The organism is Pantoea sp. Fr+CA_20, from assembly GCF_024520835.1.
In the GTDB taxonomy this organism is placed as follows: Bacteria; Pseudomonadota; Gammaproteobacteria; order Enterobacterales; family Enterobacteriaceae; genus Pantoea; species Pantoea allii.
Genome location: NZ_JALNPN010000002.1, coordinates 150678 through 169269 on the forward strand (window position 1 = coordinate 150678; position 18592 = coordinate 169269).

The following is an 18592-nucleotide window of genomic DNA, read 5'->3' on the forward strand; positions in this document are numbered from 1 at the left end:
AGGCCACCCGCAGGGCGAGCGCAGCGAGTGAATCCCCCTCTCACCGCCATCTTCAAAGAAGAGCCTGAACTCACGTTCAGGCTTTTTTTTACCTATTCTCCGCTGAGGGGGATGAGAAGCCCCGACCGGGGTTCGACAAAACGGCCCGCCGTTTTGCATGGCCGCAAGGCCACCCGCAGGGCGAGCGCAGCGAGTGAATCCCCCTCTCACCGCCACATTTAAAGAAGTGTCCAGACTAACCTCTGGACTTTTTTTTTGCATATTCTGCGCTGAGGGCGATGAGAAGCCCCGACCGGGGTTCGACAAAGCGGCCACGCCGTTTTGCATGGGCGCAGGCCACCCGCAGGGCGAGCGCAGCGAGTGAATCCCCCTCTCACCGCCCAGAGATAAGAGGGTGATCTGCTCTTCAGTGAGTCATGACTTTTTCATTGGAACCCTGTCCGTTCGGCGCAGTCATTATCACGCCGGAATTTTATTTATGAATGGTTCAGGATTTCAGTTCAGGGCCACTCGCTTCAGTTTGCCGTGCCAATATGAAATGTTACACTTTTAGAATTACATTCACTTAAGGAGGGTTTATGCGTTGGCACGTCAGAAGGAAAATAAAAAAGCTGCAAGAATTAGATTGGTCTTCATTGAGCGATATCGAACAGGCTTGGCTCTTTAGGGCCATGATTCAGTCAGGTAAAAATCTTCAATCTGTACAGGGTGTAGTAGGCGATATTAAGTATCTTGTTACGTCCAATGGATACTGTCATTGCTGTCGCAGACAGGTTACGTTTTCTTCGGACGAGGTTTGGCTTCGCGATCATCTTTCATGTTCTGAATGTAATTCAACGCCAAGACAGAGAAATCTTATAAGGGCCCTTGATGAGCTAATACCGGCATGGCAGGAAAAAGATATCCATGAAACATCTCCGGGTAGTGAATACTTTAAGGCTCTGACAGGTTACTCATACTCACAATACATCCCTCAAGTTGCATTTGGCTCATCATTGCCTGATGGAGGTACGAACCAAAATATAGAATCAATGACTTTTGAAAGTAACTCTTTCGATATTTTTATTTCACAGGACGTACTTGAACACGTTTTTGACCCAGAGAAAGCTTGCCGAGAAATTTTACGCGTACTTAAGCCTGGAGGCTGGCATATTTTCACTACGCCTCGCCATATGGATATTGGAAAAAGTATAAAAAGGGCAAAGTTAGTGGGTGACACCATTAAGTATCTTAAAGAGCCTGAATACCATGCAAATCCCGTTGGGGATGGAAAGGCGCTTGTAACCTATGATTGGGGAAAAGATTTTGAAAAGCTTCTTGAAAAGTGGTCTGGCTGCAAGGTATTGACCTTAAATAAGCCAGACATGACAAGAGGGATTGCGGGATCTATGTTTGAAGTTTTTGCCATACAAAAATGATATTTCTACTAAGTCTGCAAGGAGTATTGTGTTGGGTTTATAAGCATAAAACGAGCCATATAATTCAACTTAATCTACAGGATTTTTAACGATACTTTTGAGCCTTTTCGTTTATGCTCTTCATCCACTTAAACTGACAGGTCAATGAGGACAATGCAATTTTGTCCTCTTGACGTTGCACTTGCTGCGCAGTTTCGCTATTAAAATACAGAACGGCACATCCATCCCTTATTTTTTATCCAGCGACCATGTCGCACTGCTGACATCCACCTTCACCGGCAATAATCCAATCTGGGTAAATTTATCCGCCAGTGCCTGCTGCTCTTTAAAGACATCCGGCGTCATTCGCTCGGCCCCTAAAGGCATTCTTGCCAGCGCGCGCTGCCAGACAGGTTGGGGCAGGCCCGTCGAGCCAGACAGAATTTTAGCGGCCTCGCCCTGATTTTTATTGGCCCAGCTGCTCAGCTTTTCAAGTTCTGAAAGAACCTGTTTTGCGGTGTCGGGATGACCGTCAGCAAATTTGCGACTGGCCAGATAAAAAGTGTAGTGCGGCACCAGGCCTTCGGCATTTTTGAGCAGCCGCGCTCCCGCGTTGGTTTCCACTTCCGCCAGGTAAGGGTCCCAGATGACCCATGCATCCACGGCGCCACGCTGAAATGCCGCTCGCGCATCAGCCGGAGGAAGATAAACCGGCGTGATGTCTTTGTAGCTCAGCCCCGCCTGCTCCAGGGCTGATACCAGCAAATAGTTCACATCCGATCCCTTGTTCAGGGCGACGCGCTTGCCTTTTAAATCCTTGACACTTTTTATCGTCGAATCCGCGGGCACCACAATAGCTTCGGTTTGTGGATTCGCCGGTGAGTGACCCAGATAAACCAGGTCAGCCTGTGCGGCCTGCGCAAAGGTTGGCGGCGCATCACCGGTTGCGGCCAGATCGATACTGCCAATGTTAAGCCCTTCCAGCATTTGCGGGCCTGCCGGAAACTCCACCCAGTGCACCGCAATCCCCTGCTTTTTGAATTCGCTGTCCAGCGTGCCACGGTATTTGAGTAAGGCAAAAATATTGGCCTTCTGAAAACCGATATTCACCACGTTGAGCTTTTCTTCTGCCTGTGCCGTCACGATAGTGCCAATGTGCGCGACCGCAAGCAGCGCGCTAAATAAGATTTTTTTCATGTCTCTTTCCTGAGTGGTGTTGTCATCAGCGCAACATAACAAATCAGACGCAAACGGCTTAATGCGTAAAACATCTATCTTTAGTCATAAAACGTCATTGCGGCCATACCCTGTCACGCACGTTAATCGCTCGGGGAAACAGGCCGAGCGCATAAAAGCGATCGGCGATTCTCTGCTGCTCACGAATGATCGCCAGGTTCATTGACTGTGTTTGATGGCTTCGACGGGCTAAGGCACGACGCAGCGCGCTATCGGACATGCCCAGCTCTCCGGCCAGCAGCCCGGCGGCCTCTTGCGGGTACGCATCAATGTAGCGTCCTGTCTGCTCCAGGGCGGTCATCAGTATCTGCAGCAGGTCTGGCGAATGGTTCGCGAAGTGATGGTCCGCAAGGTAGAACTGATGGTTATTCACTCGCCCGACACCGTCGGCAATGACCCGAAGCTGATCCCCGCTTTCCGCCTCGCTCAGCAAAGGGTCCCACATCATCCATGCATCAACGGCATTCAGATCGCTGGGCGTTAACGGATATTTAGGCGGTGCATAAACAATCCGCACTTCCTCCGGCGTCAACCCTGCCTCATCCAGGATTTGCAGTAGCAGAAAATGGACGTTGGAACCTTTATTCACCGCAATACGTCTGCCCTTTAAATCGGCAATCTGGTTTATTGGGCTGTGCTTTGCCACCAGCAGCGCCACGCTTTGCGGCGCGGGCGGTTCCCAGGCAACATAAACCAGTGCGCAGTGACTGGCCTGGGCAAACAAAGGTGGCACTTCACCCGTGGTGCCAAAATCTATTTCCCGGTGGCTCAGCGCGTGTAACAACTGAGGCCCGGCGGGAAACTCGCTCCACAGGACACTAACGTTTTGCCCGGCCAGCTGCTGTTCAAGTTGCTGGCGCGCTTTGAGGATGCCAAGGTTGCCGAACTTTTGATAACCGATGCGCAACTCGCGCTCCTGCGCGACGGCCATTGAAGCGGTGCGGGGGCTTGACGTCAGGCTACGGCGCGGCTTGATGATGCCGAAATGGCCAAGGTGGGTACGCAGGCTGTTACGGCTGATTCCCAGCAGCGCTGCGGCCTGTAACTGGTTGCCCTGGCTCAGTTCATAGGCATTTCTGACCAGCGCCTCAATGACGCGGGGATAAAGTGGCGACTCGCTGCACTGGATCTGCTGGCGAATAAACGCATCAAGCGCATCCTGCTTTTGTACCTGTCCCGCGCCCGTCACCGTGCCCAGCCGCAGCTGCTGGGGTTCTATCTGCGGTGTTTCGCAGAGCAACACCGCGTTGTGCAATGTATTTTCCAGCTCCCGTATGTTCCCCGGCCAGGAATAGGCTTTGAGCGTTTCCATCGCCTCGTCGCTCAGACGCAACTGCGGTCGCCCCAGTCGGCGCGCATACCGTTGCAGAAAATAGTCTGCCAGAACCGGGATATCCTCAGACCGCTGGCGCAGCGGGGGCAAGGCAACGCTGGCGACGTTAAGCCGGTAGTAGAGATCTTCGCGAAACCGCCGCTCGGCTATCGCCGTTGTCAGATCGCGGTTCGTCGCGGCAATAACCCGGACATCAACCTTCACCGCCTGAGAAGAGCCCACGCGGGTAATTTCCCTTTCCTGTAGCACGCGAAGCAGCTTGACCTGAAGGGGCAGACTGAGTTCGCCGATTTCATCCAGCAGTAACGTTCCGCCCTGTGCGGCCTCAAACCAGCCACGATGGCGATCGGTCGCCCCGGTAAACGCCCCCTTTTCATGACCAAAGAGTTCAGACTCGGCCAGGCTCTCCGTCAGTGCACCGCAGTTAACCGCCATAAAGGGCGCATGCCGACGCTGGCTGTGATGATGCAGATAGCGCGCCATCACCTCTTTGCCGGTACCCGTTTCACCGATGATCAAGACGGTGGCGTCCGTGGGTGCCAGCTGATCCAGAATATGCCTGAACGCCAGGGAAGCGGGGTCAATTAAATCGGGGCCAGCGTGCTGCATAGCGCATTCCTGCAGAGTGAGTGAACGCTAAACATATCCCTTGTTGCGGTCAGAAACGAGCCGCTGCCGGTCGTGAATTGCTGCAAACGCAACAACAGCTGTCACACATTGCTGCATTTGCAGCAGTCATTACCACACCGATGAAAATCCATTTCATTGATATTAATAGATAAAAAACAAAACACCGGTTGGCACGCATTCTGCTTAAGGCTATATAACCGAAAATGAATTTTCTAATTATCAATTTCAAATATCGTTATAAAGGAATCTGCTAATGCGTGATGCCGCTGAAAAAAACATTAATCTTTTTTGGTTCTTACCAACCCATGGCGACGGGCGTTATCTGGGGACTACCCAGGGCGGCAGAGCGGTAGATCTGCCCTATCTGCAACAGGTTGCCCTTGCCGCCGATAATCTGGGATTTTACGGCGTACTGATTCCGACCGGTAAAAGCTGTGAGGACGCCTGGCTGGTTGCCTCGGCGCTGGCTCCGATAACCAAACAGCTTCGTTATCTGGTGGCCGTCCGACCGGGTTTACAACCACCGAGCCTGGCCGCGCGCATGGCTGCAACGCTGGATCGTCTGTCTGAAGGACGTTTACTTATTAATGTGGTGACGGGCGGTGACCCGGTTGAAAACAAAGGCGACGGCATTTTTCTCAGCCACGCCGAACGTTATCAGGTCACTCGTGAGTTTCTTGATGTCTATTCTCGCCTGCTTAAAGGGGAAAAGGTGGATTATCACGGGGAACATATTCACGTTGAAGGCGCTGAGATCCTCTTTCCCCCGGTTCAGGCCGAAGGCCCGCCCCTTTATTTTGGCGGCTCCTCGGATGAAGCCGTTGAGGTTGCAGCCAGCCAGGTTGATACCTATTTGACATGGGGCGAGCCGGTAGACCAGGTTGCCGCTAAACTGGAAGTTGTGCGCAAGCGTGCCGAGGAACGTGGCCGGACGCTCTCCTACGGCATTCGTCTGCACGTGATCGTGCGGGAAACCGAGGAAGAGGCCTGGGCCGCAGCCGATAAGTTGATCGCGCATCTGGATGAAGAAACCATTGCCGCAGCACAGAAAATCTTTGCCCGCATGGACTCGACCGGTCAGGCCCGCATGAGCGCCCTGCACGGCGGTTCACGTGATGGACTGCGCATCGGGCCCAACTTATGGGCTGGCGTCGGCCTGGTGCGGGGCGGCGCAGGCACTGCGCTGGTGGGTAATCCGCAACAGGTGGCGGAACGGATACGGGAATATCAGGCGCTGGGCATTGATAACTTTATTCTGTCCGGTTATCCGCATCTTGAAGAAGCACATCGGGTTGCCGATTTACTGATGCCGCTGTTGCCGCTTTCCACCCATGCCGATAAAAAGCAGCGCAGTGTGAATACCGGTCCTTTCGGCGAAACCATCGGGGGCGATCGTCGTCCCGAAAAACAGGCCAGTGCGAGCTAATCAGAGAGGCAGTGTATGTCCGAGCAGCATATTGTCATCGTTGGCGGCGGATTCAGTGGAACGGCGCTGGCCGTTCATTTGGGTCGTCTCGGCAGTTCAGGATTGCGCGTGACGGTTATCGAACCCCGGGCGCAGCTGGCTCAGGGCGTTGCCTACTCGACAACCGATCCGGCCCATCGCATTAATGTGCCCGCCTCGCGTATGCAATTAGCCGGTGATGAAGAAGGCAGTTTTGACCGCTGGTTCCGTGCTTCCAGTGCGTTTATCCGTGATTCGGCTGCCCACTGGCATGACGGCAATGTCTATCCTCAACGCAGGCAGTTTGCACACTGGGTGAATCAGCAGTTTGAGGCGGTAAAGGCGCATTCCCCGGTCGGGCTGGTACATGTGCAGGACCGCGCCGTAGCCTTGCGGCAAGGCACGGTCAGCACCGCATCCGGCAAGCGTATTCAGGCGGATATCGTGGTGCTGGCGATCAGTCATCCCGCGCCCCAGCTTCCCGCAGCCTTAACACCGCTGGCAAATCATCCAGGGCTTATCGCCAATCCCTGGCGGCATCAAGCCCTGTCACAGATTGCGCCTGAAGACCGTGTCGCGATTGTCGGGTCGGGCTTAACCATGTCCGACATGGTTGCTACGCTTGAACGGCAGGGACATCGTGGCCCTGTCACCGTCTTTTCCCGGCGCGGGCAGCTTCCCCGGCCCAATCTGAGCGAGGCGAACCTCAGTTGGCAGTTTGATGGTGATCTTACCGTCCCCTTGAGCACCCGCGCCTGGCTGCGGCGAATAAGGCAGGACATCCGCCAGGCCGAAGCAAAATCGATTCCCTGGCAGGTGGTGTTTGATGAGGTCAGGCGCAAGGGCCAGGCGATTTGGCAGCGCCTGCCGTTGAGTGAACAACGCCGCTTTCTGCGGCATCTGCGGCCATGGTGGGACGTACACCGCTATCGCATCGCGCCTCAGGTCGGACAGGTCTTAGAGGACAGACAACGCCGTGGTGAATTATGTGTGCTCGCCGCGCGGCTGACAGTAGCTGAAGCCCTACCGTCCGCCATTCAGCTTACTCTGCAACCCCGTTCTGGCAATGCAGTGATGCTGGAGGTGGAGCGGGTCATCGTGACCACTGGCCCTGCACATGGTGCTTTAACAGAGCGCGATGCACTGTTAAAACAGCTTTCCGACGACGGCGTTATTCAGCCCGATCCGCTGGCGCTGGGAATACATGTCAACGCGCAGTCACAGACGCTCAACCTTCAGGGCCAGCCTAACCCCCATCTTTATGTGGTCGGCCCCGCGGCGCGCGGGCGTTTTGGCGAACTGATGGGCCTGCCCCAGGTTGCCACACATGCTGAATCCGTCGCCCGCCAGTTGCTGAACCTCACCGCCGAAACGCTAAATGAGCGATGTCCCCTTTCGCTGACTGACTAACTCACCCCTTTTCTTCACCATCCCAATAACGTGGGCGGCCTGACAGTGCCGCATCCGCTCAGGAGTTTGCTATGCCTAAACAACGTGAAATTCGCTTAAATGCGTTTGATATGAACTGTGTTGGTCATCAGTCCCCTGGCCTGTGGGCGCATCCCCGCGACCGCTCATGGCAATACAAAGATCTGGAGTACTGGACGGACTTAGCGGCGCTGCTGGAACGCGGTAAATTCGATGGCCTGTTTATCGCCGACGTACTGGGTATTTATGATGTGTTCAACGGCAATAATGATGCGGCCATTCGCAGTGCGGCCCAGGTGCCGGTGAATGATCCCCTGGCCCTGATTACGCCAATGGCGATGGTCACAAAACACCTCGGTTTTGGCCTGACCGCATCGCTCTCTTTTGAGCACCCCTATCCGTTTGCCCGGCGCATGTCGACGCTGGACCATCTGACCAAAGGTCGGGTCGGCTGGAATATCGTCACCTCCTACCTGGAAAGCGGCGCCCGCAATCTGGGTCAGGCCACGCAAACCAGCCACGATGCCCGCTATGACTACGCCGACGAATATCTGCAGGTGGTTTACAAACTGCTGGAAGGCAGTTGGGAGGATGATGCCGTCATACGCGATCGCCAGCGCCATATTTTCAGCGATCCCAGTAAGGTGCATCCCATCAATCACCAGGGAACCTTTTTCCAGGTGCCTGGCATTCATCTGTGTGAACCTTCGCCGCAGCGCACGCCAGTGCTTTATCAGGCGGGTGCATCCAGCCGCGGTAAAGCCTTCGCCGCGCAGCACGCCGAATGCGTGTTTGTCGCCGCGCCGTCTAAAGTGCTGTTAAAGAAAACGGTGGCCGATATTCGACGTCGCGCAGAGGAAGCCGGTCGCGATCCACGCAGTATTTTGATTTTCAATATGCAAACGGTGATTGTGGGGGAAACCGACAACGTCGCCCGGGCTAAATGGCAGGATTACAAACGCTATGTCAGCCATGAGGGAGCACTGGCGCTGATCTCCGGCTGGACCGGCATCGATTTCAGTCAGTACCAACCCGATCAGGTGTTTAAGCATCTGCATACCGATGCGATTCAGTCCGTTGTGGAGAGCTTTTCCACTGCCGATCCGCAACGGGAATGGACCGTACAAAATATGGCCGAATGGGTCGGCATCGGCGGCTTTGGGCCTCTGCTGGTCGGCAGCACTGAAACCGTTGCCGATGAATTACAAAGCTGGGTAGAGGAAACCGATGTTGATGGCTTTAATCTGGCCTATGCCGTCACGCATGAAACCTTTGCTGATGTCGTCGATTTGCTGGTGCCGGAACTGCAAAAACGGGGCGTTTATAAACAGGATTATCAACCCGGTACGTTGAGAGAGAAGCTCTTTGGCCAGGGCGCGCGCCTTGAGCATCCGCACCCGGGCGCTGGCTATCGACGCACCACGTCGGAATCGGGTCTGATTGTCCCGGCGGAGGCATCATGATGAGGTTTGTCCCGCCGCCTGAGGTCTGTCCATCTGGCCTGTCAGCCTCTGGTCAGGCCTGAATTATTCCCTCTGACGCTCTCTTTTCACCGGATGCGCGATAACGCTTCCGGTGTTTCTCATGCCAAAAATAAATTAAATAACTTATTGAATTTAAAATAATAGTTATGACTTTTTGTTGTTTGTTTACGGCTCAATTCCTTCATATAAAGGCATTACCTGTACAGACAATAACGAGGACAACATGAGCACACTGAATATTGATGAGGATGCGGCGATCCCCGCCTCGCCTCACTCCACGCCTATTCGCTCCGTCAGTGATGTCGCGAAACTGATTAATACCCAAAGTGAGAAAAACAGCTATGCGCGCTGGATAGTGTTTCTGGCGCTGGGCGGTGTATTTCTGGATGCCTACGATCTGACGACCCTGTCTTACGGCATTGATGATGTGGTGAAAGCGTTTAGCTTAACGCCCACGTTAACCGGATTAGTCACGTCATCCATTATGATTGGCACGATTTTGGGCAATCTGATCGGTGGATGGCTGACCGATAAATATGGTCGCTATTCCGTGTTTATGGCTGACATGCTTTTCTTTGTGGTGTCCGCCATTGCAGCCGGTCTGGCACCTAACGTCTGGGTACTGATTGGCGCGCGCTTTCTGATGGGCATTGGTGTGGGCATTGATTTGCCTGTGGCGATGGCTTATCTGGCTGAATTCTCGAAATTCTCCGGCAAAGGCAATAAAGCGTCCCGTCTGGCAGCCTGGTGCCCGATGTGGTACGCCGCCTCCTCGGTATGCTTTCTGATTATCTTCGCCCTTTATTTTCTGTTACCGGCGCAGCACCTTGACTGGTTATGGCGTGCCTCGCTGCTGTTTGGTGCCGTGCCTGCTCTGCTTATCATTGCCGTGCGCAGTAAGTTTATGAACGAATCCCCACTGTGGGCGGCAAACCAGGGTGATTTAAGCGGTGCAGTGCGTATCCTGCGCGATTCGTACGGCATCCGCGCGCATGAAGACACCAGTATTCCTGCGGCAACAAAACCAGCCGCACCGGCGGTCAGTTTTCGCGTGTTATTCCAGAAACCTTATCGGGAGCGCACCGTGGTGGCAGCGGTGATGAACGCCTGTATTTCGTTTGAATACACCGCGATTGCCTTTTTTCTGCCCTCTATTCTGGCACAGTTTCTGGGGGCGGGCATCTTCGAAACCATTTCCGCCTCGCTGGGACTCAACGCGCTGTTTGCCTTTACCGGCGGCCTGCTTGGCATGCGTTTGGCCTGGAAATTTCCGTCACGCCATGTCGCCATTGCCGGATTTGCCCTGCAGTTTATTGCCCTCACCTCACTGGCCTTGATTGGCCATCCCGATGCGACAACCGGCGTGGTGTTTGCCATTTTGATGCTGGGACTGTGGTTGTTTGCTGAGGGCTTTGGACCGGGCGCGCAGTTAATGATCTATCCCGCACTCTCCTATCCCACACATATTCGTGCCACTGGCGTCGGTTTTAGTCGTTCCATCTCGGGCATCGGAAGCGCCCTGGCGCTGTTCATCCTGCCCATCCTGCAGGCGGCTTATGGCACCAACATGTTCTGGATTGTTTCACTGGCCGCCATTATTCCCATCATTTTCTTGTTAGTGGTCCGTTTTGAGCCGACTCGCCACGATATTGATGACCCGTCAACACACGGAGAACACCATGTCTGAACCTGATTACACCTTACTGGCCGCGCGTTTTCGCCCTCTTTTTGCCCGTATCGCCGAAGGCGCCGTCGAGCGTGAACGTGACCGTACGCTGCTGCATGAGCCTTTGCGCTGGCTGAAGGCGGCGGGCTTTGGCACGCTGCGTATTCCTCAGGCACACGGCGGTTTTGGCGCGTCCCTGCCTCAGTTGTTCCGCTTACTGACCGAACTGGCCGAGGCCGATTCCAACCTGCCGCAGGCGCTGCGTGCCCATATGGCCTTTGTCGAGGATCGCCTTAATCAACCCGACAGTGACGATCGCCAACGCTGGTTTCGTCGTTTTATCGACGGCGATATCGTTGGCAGCGGCTGGAGTGAAACAGGCAGCGTCAAATTGGGAGACGTTAACACCTGCGTGTCTCCTACCGACAAAGGCTGGCAGCTCAATGGTGAGAAGTTTTACAGCACCGGCTCGTTGTATGCTGACTGGATCGATGTTTACGCTAAGCGCACTGACAATCAGCGTGATGTGATTGCGGTAGTCAGTACACATCAGGATGCGGTGACGCGGGACGATGACTGGGACGGATTTGGCCAACGCCTGACGGGTAGCGGTACGACCCGCTTTCGCGAGGCCTGGGTTGAGCCTGCGCACGTCTATGATTTCAGTGAGCGCTTTCGCTATCAAACCGCCTTCTATCAGCATGTTTTACTGGCGACGCTGGCCGGTATTGGGCGGGCCATTGTTCGCGATGTGTCACAGGGCGTGGCAAGCAGAAAGCGAATCTACAGCCACGGTAATGCCCGACAGGTTAGCCAGGATGTGCAGGTTTTACAGGTCGTGGGGCAGATAAGCAGTTGGGTGTGGGCAACTGATGCCGCCGTGCAGCAGGCAACGCATGCGCTACAGCTGGCTTTTGATGCGCACATTCAGGGACGGGACGAAAAACAGATTCATGCGACCAACGTGCAGGCCGAAGTGGAGGCGGCTAAGGCTCAGGTGGTGGCTGTTGACTGGATTACGCGCGCAGCAAGCGAGCTGTTTAACGCCCTTGGCGCATCAGATACGCGCGTCAGTAAAGCCCTGGATCGGCACTGGCGCAATGCCCGTACTATTGGTTCGCATAATCCGGTGATCTACAAGAGCCGCAACGTGGGTGACTGGGAGGTAAACCAACGTGATCCGACCTTTATCTGGCAGATTGGTGGCGGCGAATAACGCGCCGGGCGAATATAAAAAACCCGGCCGAAGCCGGGTTTTGGTCGCTACATGGCTCAATCGAACGCTAGCTGTAAGCATGCAAAGTGCGCTGACACAGCGCGGAACGCACGCAATCCTCTTTGCCGAAACGGACAATGCCCACCATCTCGTCCTCTTCGAAACGCGCCAGCGCGTCTGCGAGACCAGAAGGCACCCCAGCGGGCAAATCGCACTGGGTTATATCGCCGTTAACAATCACCGTGACATTTTCGCCAAGGCGGGTCAGAAACATTTTCATCTGCGCAGCTGTCACGTTCTGCGCTTCATCCAGAATCACTACCGCATTTTCAAAAGTACGACCACGCATATAAGCAAAGGGAGCGATTTCGACTTTGCCGATTTCGGGCCGCAGACAATATTGCATAAAGGATGCGCCAAGACGTTTAACCAGAATGTCGTAAACCGGGCGGAAATAAGGGGCGAACTTTTCTGAGATATCCCCGGGAAGGAATCCCAGATCTTCATCCGCCTGCAGCACCGGGCGCGTAACGATAATCCTGTCGATATCCTTATGAATCAGGGCCTCTGCCGCTTTCGCAGCACTAATCCAGGTTTTGCCGCAGCCCGCTTCACCGGTGGCGAAGATAAGCTGTTTTGATTCTATGGCGTTAAGATAGTGCGCCTGAGCTTCATTTCGGGCTTCAATCGGTGCCCGGTCACGCACATCGCGCGCCATGCCAATCGAGTCCAACCCACCCATTTGCACCAGCGAAGTGACCGATTCTTCTTCACGCTGACGATGACTGCGGGAGTCATTACGAAGCACTCGTCTTGCTTCTCGACGCGCTTTGATCACTGCTTTCTGTCTTCCCATAGTGGCACCTTACAGTTGGTTTCATTTCCCGCTCAGGCAACAAGCCCGATGCGATTACGTGAACGCTTTAGAGGTTTCAGTTGGCTTCCTTTAGAGCCGTGACAGGCCATGACGATTGATATCCGGCAGCAAAACAGCCTTGCCGTTTACCGGTAAAAAAGGAATGAGGTTGAAGAGAGAAAACACGTTGAGGTGTAAAAGCGATTGAGGAAGAAACGTCCTCACGGGAAAGTGCGATATTGTTTACTGCTGTACGGCTGTAAAAACATCTATCCATGCGCGAACTCCAGTGTGAGACATCAACACGCCCGATTACGCTTTCATAGTAAAGTGAACCATCTTATTGGTATTTTGCAACAGTATTTTCACTTTAATGAAAAATAAATATTCAACCGACCGTTAACACTGACCTTACTTAAATTAAATTACGCTTGTATTACAGCGTGTTAGTTTATTTGTCGTCAGGTGAACAAACGTTAAAAACGGAGCGCTAAAAAAACAGGCTGGAGAGAAAAACGGACGGGCGGGGAGAGGGCATCCTGTGCTGTCACACACAACATGCCGTGACTAAAATTTAATCAACTCTCGAGTAAGGACTGGCCTAAATAATGTTTTTCACTGATAACGCCAGGTAATACAAAAAAGTACCCTCCGCCAAACGGACGTATATACTCTTCCAGCGCCTCACCGTTCAGACGATTTTGTACGGTAAGAAAGCCTAATTCTAAATCATGCTGATAACAAACAAACAGCAATCCCATTTCCAACTGGCCCGACGCTGAAATACCCGCTGAATAACTGTATCCACGGCGCAGCATCAAACTGCTTTCGGTTGCTGCGGTGCGCGGGTTCGCCAGACGAATATGCGCATCCAGCGCAATAATGTCGCCATCAGGGTCCTTGCGATAATCCGGCACGTCGTGCTCGTTCTGCATGCCCAGCGGTGCGCCACTCAGTTTCTCTCGGCCAAAAATCGTTTGTTGCTCACCTAACGGCGTGCGATCCCACATTTCAACATGGAAGCGGATCAACCTTACGGCCTGATAACTGCCGTGACGCGCCCACTCAGGTTCGGCCTGTTCTTCCGTTACCCACAGCAGCTTATCCATTAACGCCGTGTTATGCGTGTCCGGGTTAGCCGTGCCGTCTTTGAAGCCCAGCAGATTGATCGGCGTTTCTTTGCCCGCGCTGCGTGCGGCGTGATCGGAAATAAACCCCTCCCGACGCCAGCGAATGCCTAACAGATCGGGCGTGTGTTTGACCACATCACGCAGCGCATGAATCACCGTGTCCTGGGTGTTCGCACAGATTTGCAGCAGCAGATCGCCGTGGCACTGATTTGCATCCAACGCGTCATTAGGAAAACGCGTCATTGTCTGCAGTTTCACCGGTTTCAGCGCCGACAGGCCAAACCGCGCATCAAACAGCGAGTGGCCGACCGAAACGGTCATGGTCAGATTATCCGGGGCAATCTCTGCCCCGAGAATGCCTGAGTCGAGCGGCGGCAACTGCGGGTTGGTCACTGCGGGTGCCATGCCGCCCCGGGTCAGAAAGGCGATGCGCTGCGTCAGCAACCGGAACAAACGCTGCAGTTCCTGCTTGTCGCTGGTCAGTACATCGAACGCCACCAGCATCATCGACGCCTGTTGCGGCGTCGTAATGCCAGCCTGGTGCACGCCATAAAACGGCTGCGTCTGCTGGCGCGCGTTCGGCGTCACTGTGCCCGGCGAAAAGCTGTCGGGATTGTCGGCGGCCCCGGCATGAAACGGGCATCCGGCACTGACGGCCGCCGCGCCACCGAGCATCCCCAGGCCTTTCAAGAGACGGCGACGCGATGGCTGGGTCAACTCCTGATCCTTATCCATGATTAATCCAGGCCTAAGGTGCCACGCAGCAGGGAAAGATCTTCAGCCAGGGCGGTGATCGGGCCCTTCAATGCGGTGCGGTCGGCAGGCGTCAGTTTTTCGTAAGATTCATACCCCTGACCGCTGCGGTATTTATCCAGGATCGCGTCAACTTTAGCGAAATTCGCATCCACTTTCGCCAGAAGCTGTGGATTCGCCTGCTTCAGAACAGGACGCAACAGCTCGACAATTTTTTGCGCGCCATCGACGTTAGCCCGGAAATCCCACAAGTCGGTGCGGCTGTACCGATCTTCCTCTCCAGAGATTTTGCTGGAGGCCACTTCTTCGATAAGCCCCGCCGCGCCACCGACCACTTTTGCCGGTGGGAAGGCCAGCTCGCTGACGCGTTTTTGCAGATCGTGCACATCGTTGTTCAACTGTTCGGCATAGCCCGCCATATCTTTGGTGCTGTTATCAGCAAACAGGGCTTTTTCCAGACGGTGGAAACCGGTGAATTTCGGATCTTGCGCTTTTTTCTCATAATCATCTTCACGGGCGTCGATGCGACCATCCAGATCGGAGAATAACTCAGCGATGGGTTCTATACGTTCATAGTGCTGTCGCGTCGGCGCAAACAACGCTTTGGCTTTTTCTACATCGCCGGCTTTCACCGCGTCAGTAAAGGCCTGGGTGCCCGTCACCAGCTGATTCACTTCATCAGTCACATAGGCTTTATAAGCGTTGATCGGGCCGGCCAGTTGCATCAGTTCGCTCTTCCCTTTCTGCGCACTTTTGCCGCCGCTGCCCTGCACAATCAACTTACCTTTCGGGTTGGTCAGCAGGCCACAGGTCATTTCATATTCGCCAGCTTCGAGATTGGCGGTCAGTTTTTGACTGAAACCCGGTGCAATATTTTCGCGCTCCTCAACCACCATCACACCTTTGAGGATTTCCCATTCCAGCGCTTTTTGACTGTTATTTTTGATTAAAAACTGAGTCTTACCCGCCTGAACCGTCAGCGACATAGGCTCGCACTGCTTGTCAGTGACACTCACGCTAACCTGTGGGATCGCGGCGGCCAGCGTAGAACCTGAAACCGCCAGCAGCGAAGCCAGCACCGCATTACGGCGAAAACGCATCATCATATTTTTCCCTATAAAGTCAGAGGCGCGGCTAACGCGCCTGGTAAACGCGTTAGCGCGCAGCGGCTGAGGGTTCAGCGCGTGCAGGCATAACAAACAGTAATAACGCGGGAATCAAATAAAGCAGCCAGACGGCCACCTCACTGATGCTGGGGGCTTCCTGATAGCCCAGAATGCCCTCCAGCAGCGTGCCAAACAGCGAGTGCGTCGATAAGGTATTACTCATATCGAACGCCACCTGCTGAAAATGGTTCCACAGACCAGCCTCATGAAAGGCGCGGATAGCGCCTGCCGCCAGCCCTGCAGCAACGAACAGAATGAAAATACTGGTCCAACGGAAAAAGTGCGCCATGTTGAGGCGCACGCCGCCCCAGTAGATCGCCATGCCCAGCAACACGGCGGTGGCTAACCCAAGCAGAGCACCCAGCGGCGGTGCGTAACCCACATCCTGCGTGAAGGCGGCCAGCAAAAAGAACACCGATTCCAGCCCTTCTCGCGCCACGGCCAGGAAGACCATCAGGACCAGCGCCAGACCGCCCCCGGCGGATTTCTGCAAGGCCTGATCAACCGCCTGCTCCAGTTCCCGTTTGATATTGCGCGCTACCCGGCGCATCCAGAACACCATAGAGGTCAGGATGACGACCGCAACCACCGCCACAATACCTTCAAACAGCTCTTGCTGTTTCTGGGGAAACTCGCCCGTGGTCTGGTTAATAAAGATGCCCAACGCCAGGCAAAGCGCGGCGGCAATAAACACGCCCGCCCACATGGCCGGAAACCATTGTGTGCGCTGCGTCCGTTTCAGGTAGCTGGCGATGAGGCTGACGATAAGTGCCGCCTCCAGACCTTCACGCAGCATGATGAGAAAAGGAACAAACATCGCCAACCTCTTAAATGTTAAGCAGCGTCAATAAGACGTAAATTTACGTAAAAACGAACGATACCGATTATCATTACCACTCAGAAAAAAACAAGTTCCTTGGTGAAATAATTTCGTAACTGTCTGTGCCAAATGCCAGGCAAAAAAAAGCCCGCCCTCAATAAGGCAGGCTTTTTCAACACGTAACGCGTTTTATTTGGTCAGGAATTCAGCCTCGGCAGCCTCAAAGCGTTCGACGGCCTGCGCTGAGGGTTCTCGACTCACCAGGCTAAAGATCACGATGGCGATACTCGCAAAGATAAAGCCCGGAATGATTTCATACAGTCCCAGCCAGCCATACTGTTTCCACACCAGCACCGTTACCGCCCCCACAATCATGCCCGCCAGCGCACCGTTGCGGTTCATGCGTTTCCAGCAGACGCCAAACAGGACCACCGGTCCGAATGCCGCGCCAAATCCGGCCCATGCATAGCTGACCAGGCCTAAAACCCGGTTCTCCGGGTTAGACGCCAGTGCGATTGCAATTAACGCCACCAACAGCACCATCAGACGGCCGACCCATACCAGCTCTTTCTGACTCGCATTTTTGCGTAAAAAGCCTTTGTAGAGATCTTCCGTCAGCGCACTGGAACAGACCAGCAGCTGACAGCTGAGCGTGGACATGACCGCCGCCAGAATCGCAGAAAGTAAGATGCCCGCAATCCAGGGATTAAACAGGATGCGCGCCAGCTCAATAAAGACACGTTCGCCATTCTGCGAAACGCCTGCGGCCTGAGAAGGGTTGTTCTGGAAATAGGCGATACCGAAGAAACCGACGGCTACCGCACCTGCCAGACAGAGAATCATCCAGGTCATACCGATACGGCGCGCGGTGCGAATAGATCGATGTGAGTCCGCCGCCATAAAACGCGCCAGAATATGGGGCTGACCAAAATAGCCCAGGCCCCAGCCCAATAACGACAGCACGGCAACCACATTCAGTCCTTTAAACATATCCAGGTTTTCAGCGCCTTTGGCCTGAATAACCGCCACGGAATCGCTCCAGCCACCCACGGCAATCACCACGAAAACAGGCGTCAGAATCAGCGCGAAAATCATCAGGCTGGCCTGGACCGTATCCGTCCAACTCACGGCCAGGAATCCGCCCACCAGGGTATAGAGAATCGTGGCGGCCGCACCGGCCCACAAAGCCGTGGCGTAATCCATCCCGAAGGTACTTTCAAACAGGCGAGCGCCCGCAACCACACCTGACGCGCAGTAGATGGTGAAAAACACCAGGATCACCACCGCAGAAATCACCCGCAAAATTTTGCTGCGATCTTCAAAGCGGCTGGTAAAGAAGTCTGGCAGCGTCAGGGCGTTATCATGGTGCTCTGTCTGGACACGTAACCGCCCCGCCACGATTTTCCAGTTAAACCATGCCCCGATAATCAGGCCAATGGCGATCCAGCTTTCAGAGATACCGGAAAGAAAAATGGCACCGGGCAATCCCATCAGCAACCATCCACTCATATCAGAGGCACCGGCTGACAGCGCGGTTACGACACTACCCAGACTGCGGCCACCCAATATATAGTCGTCGAAGTTTTTGGTTGAGCGCCAGGCGATAAAACCGATGAGCACCATCCCGAGGATATAAATTAAAAAGGTCACCAACATTGGCGTACTTACTGTCATTTGTTTCTCCGTTATTATCCGATCTCTTAAGAGAAATCTTTTTCCTGAACCATCGGAACGTGACGGCGTCAGGGTAGTACCGCATCAAGAGAAAGCGATTTCCCTTAAGGCGCGGTATCCTGCCGTAAAGGCACGGCGCACACAATGCATTTAACACATCCGTCACATTGGTTTCACCTCCCAAGACTTTTTAAATGTTCACAGGTTGCGCCCGCTCACAGTTAAGTTGCACCTTTGCATCCCTTTCAGCCTTTATCTTGAATGGGGTTGCAACATTGGCGAGTTTCTTGCAGCAAGATTTGTGCCGCTTTTAAATGTTAATAATGAAAGGGGTTTCAAAGTGTGCAACTGAGGTCACA

At 54.1% G+C, this 18592-nt stretch carries 13 protein-coding genes and 1 other RNA gene; 7 read left to right on the forward strand and 7 right to left on the reverse strand.

All coding sequences use genetic code 11. The features are described from left to right. Window positions 1-90 precede the first annotated feature (90 nt). A non-coding RNA gene (locus NR177_RS03175) (RtT sRNA) lies at window positions 91-215 on the forward strand. A 363-nt stretch (window positions 216-578) separates the two neighbouring features. Beyond that, window positions 579-1418 (forward strand): class I SAM-dependent methyltransferase, encoded by an 840-nt coding sequence (locus NR177_RS03180; RefSeq protein ID WP_256852280.1) that lies wholly within the window; start codon window positions 579-581, stop codon window positions 1416-1418. Between the two features lie 228 nt (window positions 1419-1646). On the opposite strand, the gene NR177_RS03185 is transcribed toward NR177_RS03180, so the two are convergent. Together NR177_RS03185 and NR177_RS03190 are read right to left on the reverse strand one after the other, a co-directional pair. After that, window positions 1647-2594, reverse strand: coding sequence for a sulfonate ABC transporter substrate-binding protein (locus NR177_RS03185; protein WP_256852281.1), 948 nt, complete (start codon window positions 2592-2594; stop codon window positions 1647-1649). Window positions 2595-2688: 94 nt separating this feature from the next. Beyond that, window positions 2689-4575 (reverse strand): aliphatic sulfonate ABC transporter substrate-binding protein, encoded by a 1887-nt coding sequence (locus NR177_RS03190; protein WP_256852282.1) that lies wholly within the window; start codon window positions 4573-4575, stop codon window positions 2689-2691. Window positions 4576-4849: 274 nt separating this feature from the next. On the opposite strand from NR177_RS03190, the gene ssuD reads away from it, so the two are divergent. From ssuD to NR177_RS03215, 5 genes are all read left to right on the forward strand, one after another. Next, window positions 4850-6022: an FMNH2-dependent alkanesulfonate monooxygenase gene (gene ssuD / locus NR177_RS03195; protein WP_256852283.1), complete on the forward strand. Its 1173-nt coding sequence runs from the start codon at window positions 4850-4852 to the stop codon at window positions 6020-6022. A 15-nt stretch (window positions 6023-6037) separates the two neighbouring features. Further along, window positions 6038-7450, forward strand: coding sequence for an FAD/NAD(P)-binding protein (locus NR177_RS03200; protein ID WP_256852284.1), 1413 nt, complete (start codon window positions 6038-6040; stop codon window positions 7448-7450). A gap of 71 nt (window positions 7451-7521) precedes the next feature. Further along, on the forward strand, window positions 7522-8931 hold the full coding sequence (locus NR177_RS03205) for an LLM class flavin-dependent oxidoreductase (protein WP_256852285.1): 1410 nt from the start codon (window positions 7522-7524) through the stop codon (window positions 8929-8931). Window positions 8932-9175: 244 nt separating this feature from the next. Further along, window positions 9176-10639, forward strand: a complete 1464-nt coding sequence (locus tag NR177_RS03210) for an MFS transporter (protein ID WP_256852286.1) — start codon at window positions 9176-9178, stop codon at window positions 10637-10639. Continuing rightward, entirely contained in the window at window positions 10632-11834 is a 1203-nt protein-coding gene (locus NR177_RS03215; protein ID WP_256852287.1) for an acyl-CoA dehydrogenase family protein, read from the forward strand. Before NR177_RS03210 ends, NR177_RS03215 begins: the two co-directional genes overlap by 8 nt. Window positions 11835-11901: 67 nt before the next feature. Here the strand turns inward: NR177_RS03215 and phoH are convergent, their stop codons facing one another. From phoH to putP, 5 genes are all read right to left on the reverse strand, one after another. Next, window positions 11902-12690 carry a phosphate starvation-inducible protein PhoH gene (phoH, locus tag NR177_RS03220; protein ID WP_013026125.1) on the reverse strand — a complete coding sequence of 263 codons (789 nt, stop codon included), beginning with the start codon at window positions 12688-12690 and terminating at the stop codon, window positions 11902-11904. A gap of 578 nt (window positions 12691-13268) precedes the next feature. After that, a complete protein-coding gene (efeB, locus tag NR177_RS03225; protein WP_256852288.1) occupies window positions 13269-14555 on the reverse strand; it encodes an iron uptake transporter deferrochelatase/peroxidase subunit in 1287 nt (428 codons plus the stop codon). Between the two features lie 2 nt (window positions 14556-14557). Next, a complete protein-coding gene (gene efeO / locus NR177_RS03230; RefSeq protein ID WP_256852289.1) occupies window positions 14558-15679 on the reverse strand; it encodes an iron uptake system protein EfeO in 1122 nt (373 codons plus the stop codon). Window positions 15680-15728: 49 nt separating this feature from the next. Further along, window positions 15729-16556: an iron uptake transporter permease EfeU gene (gene efeU, locus NR177_RS03235; RefSeq protein WP_063879941.1), complete on the reverse strand. Its 828-nt coding sequence runs from the start codon at window positions 16554-16556 to the stop codon at window positions 15729-15731. Window positions 16557-16748: 192 nt separating this feature from the next. Next, complete coding sequence (putP, locus tag NR177_RS03240) at window positions 16749-18233, reverse strand: sodium/proline symporter PutP (protein ID WP_256852290.1); 1485 nt, start codon at window positions 18231-18233, stop codon at window positions 16749-16751. Between the last annotated feature and the right edge of the window lie 359 nt (window positions 18234-18592).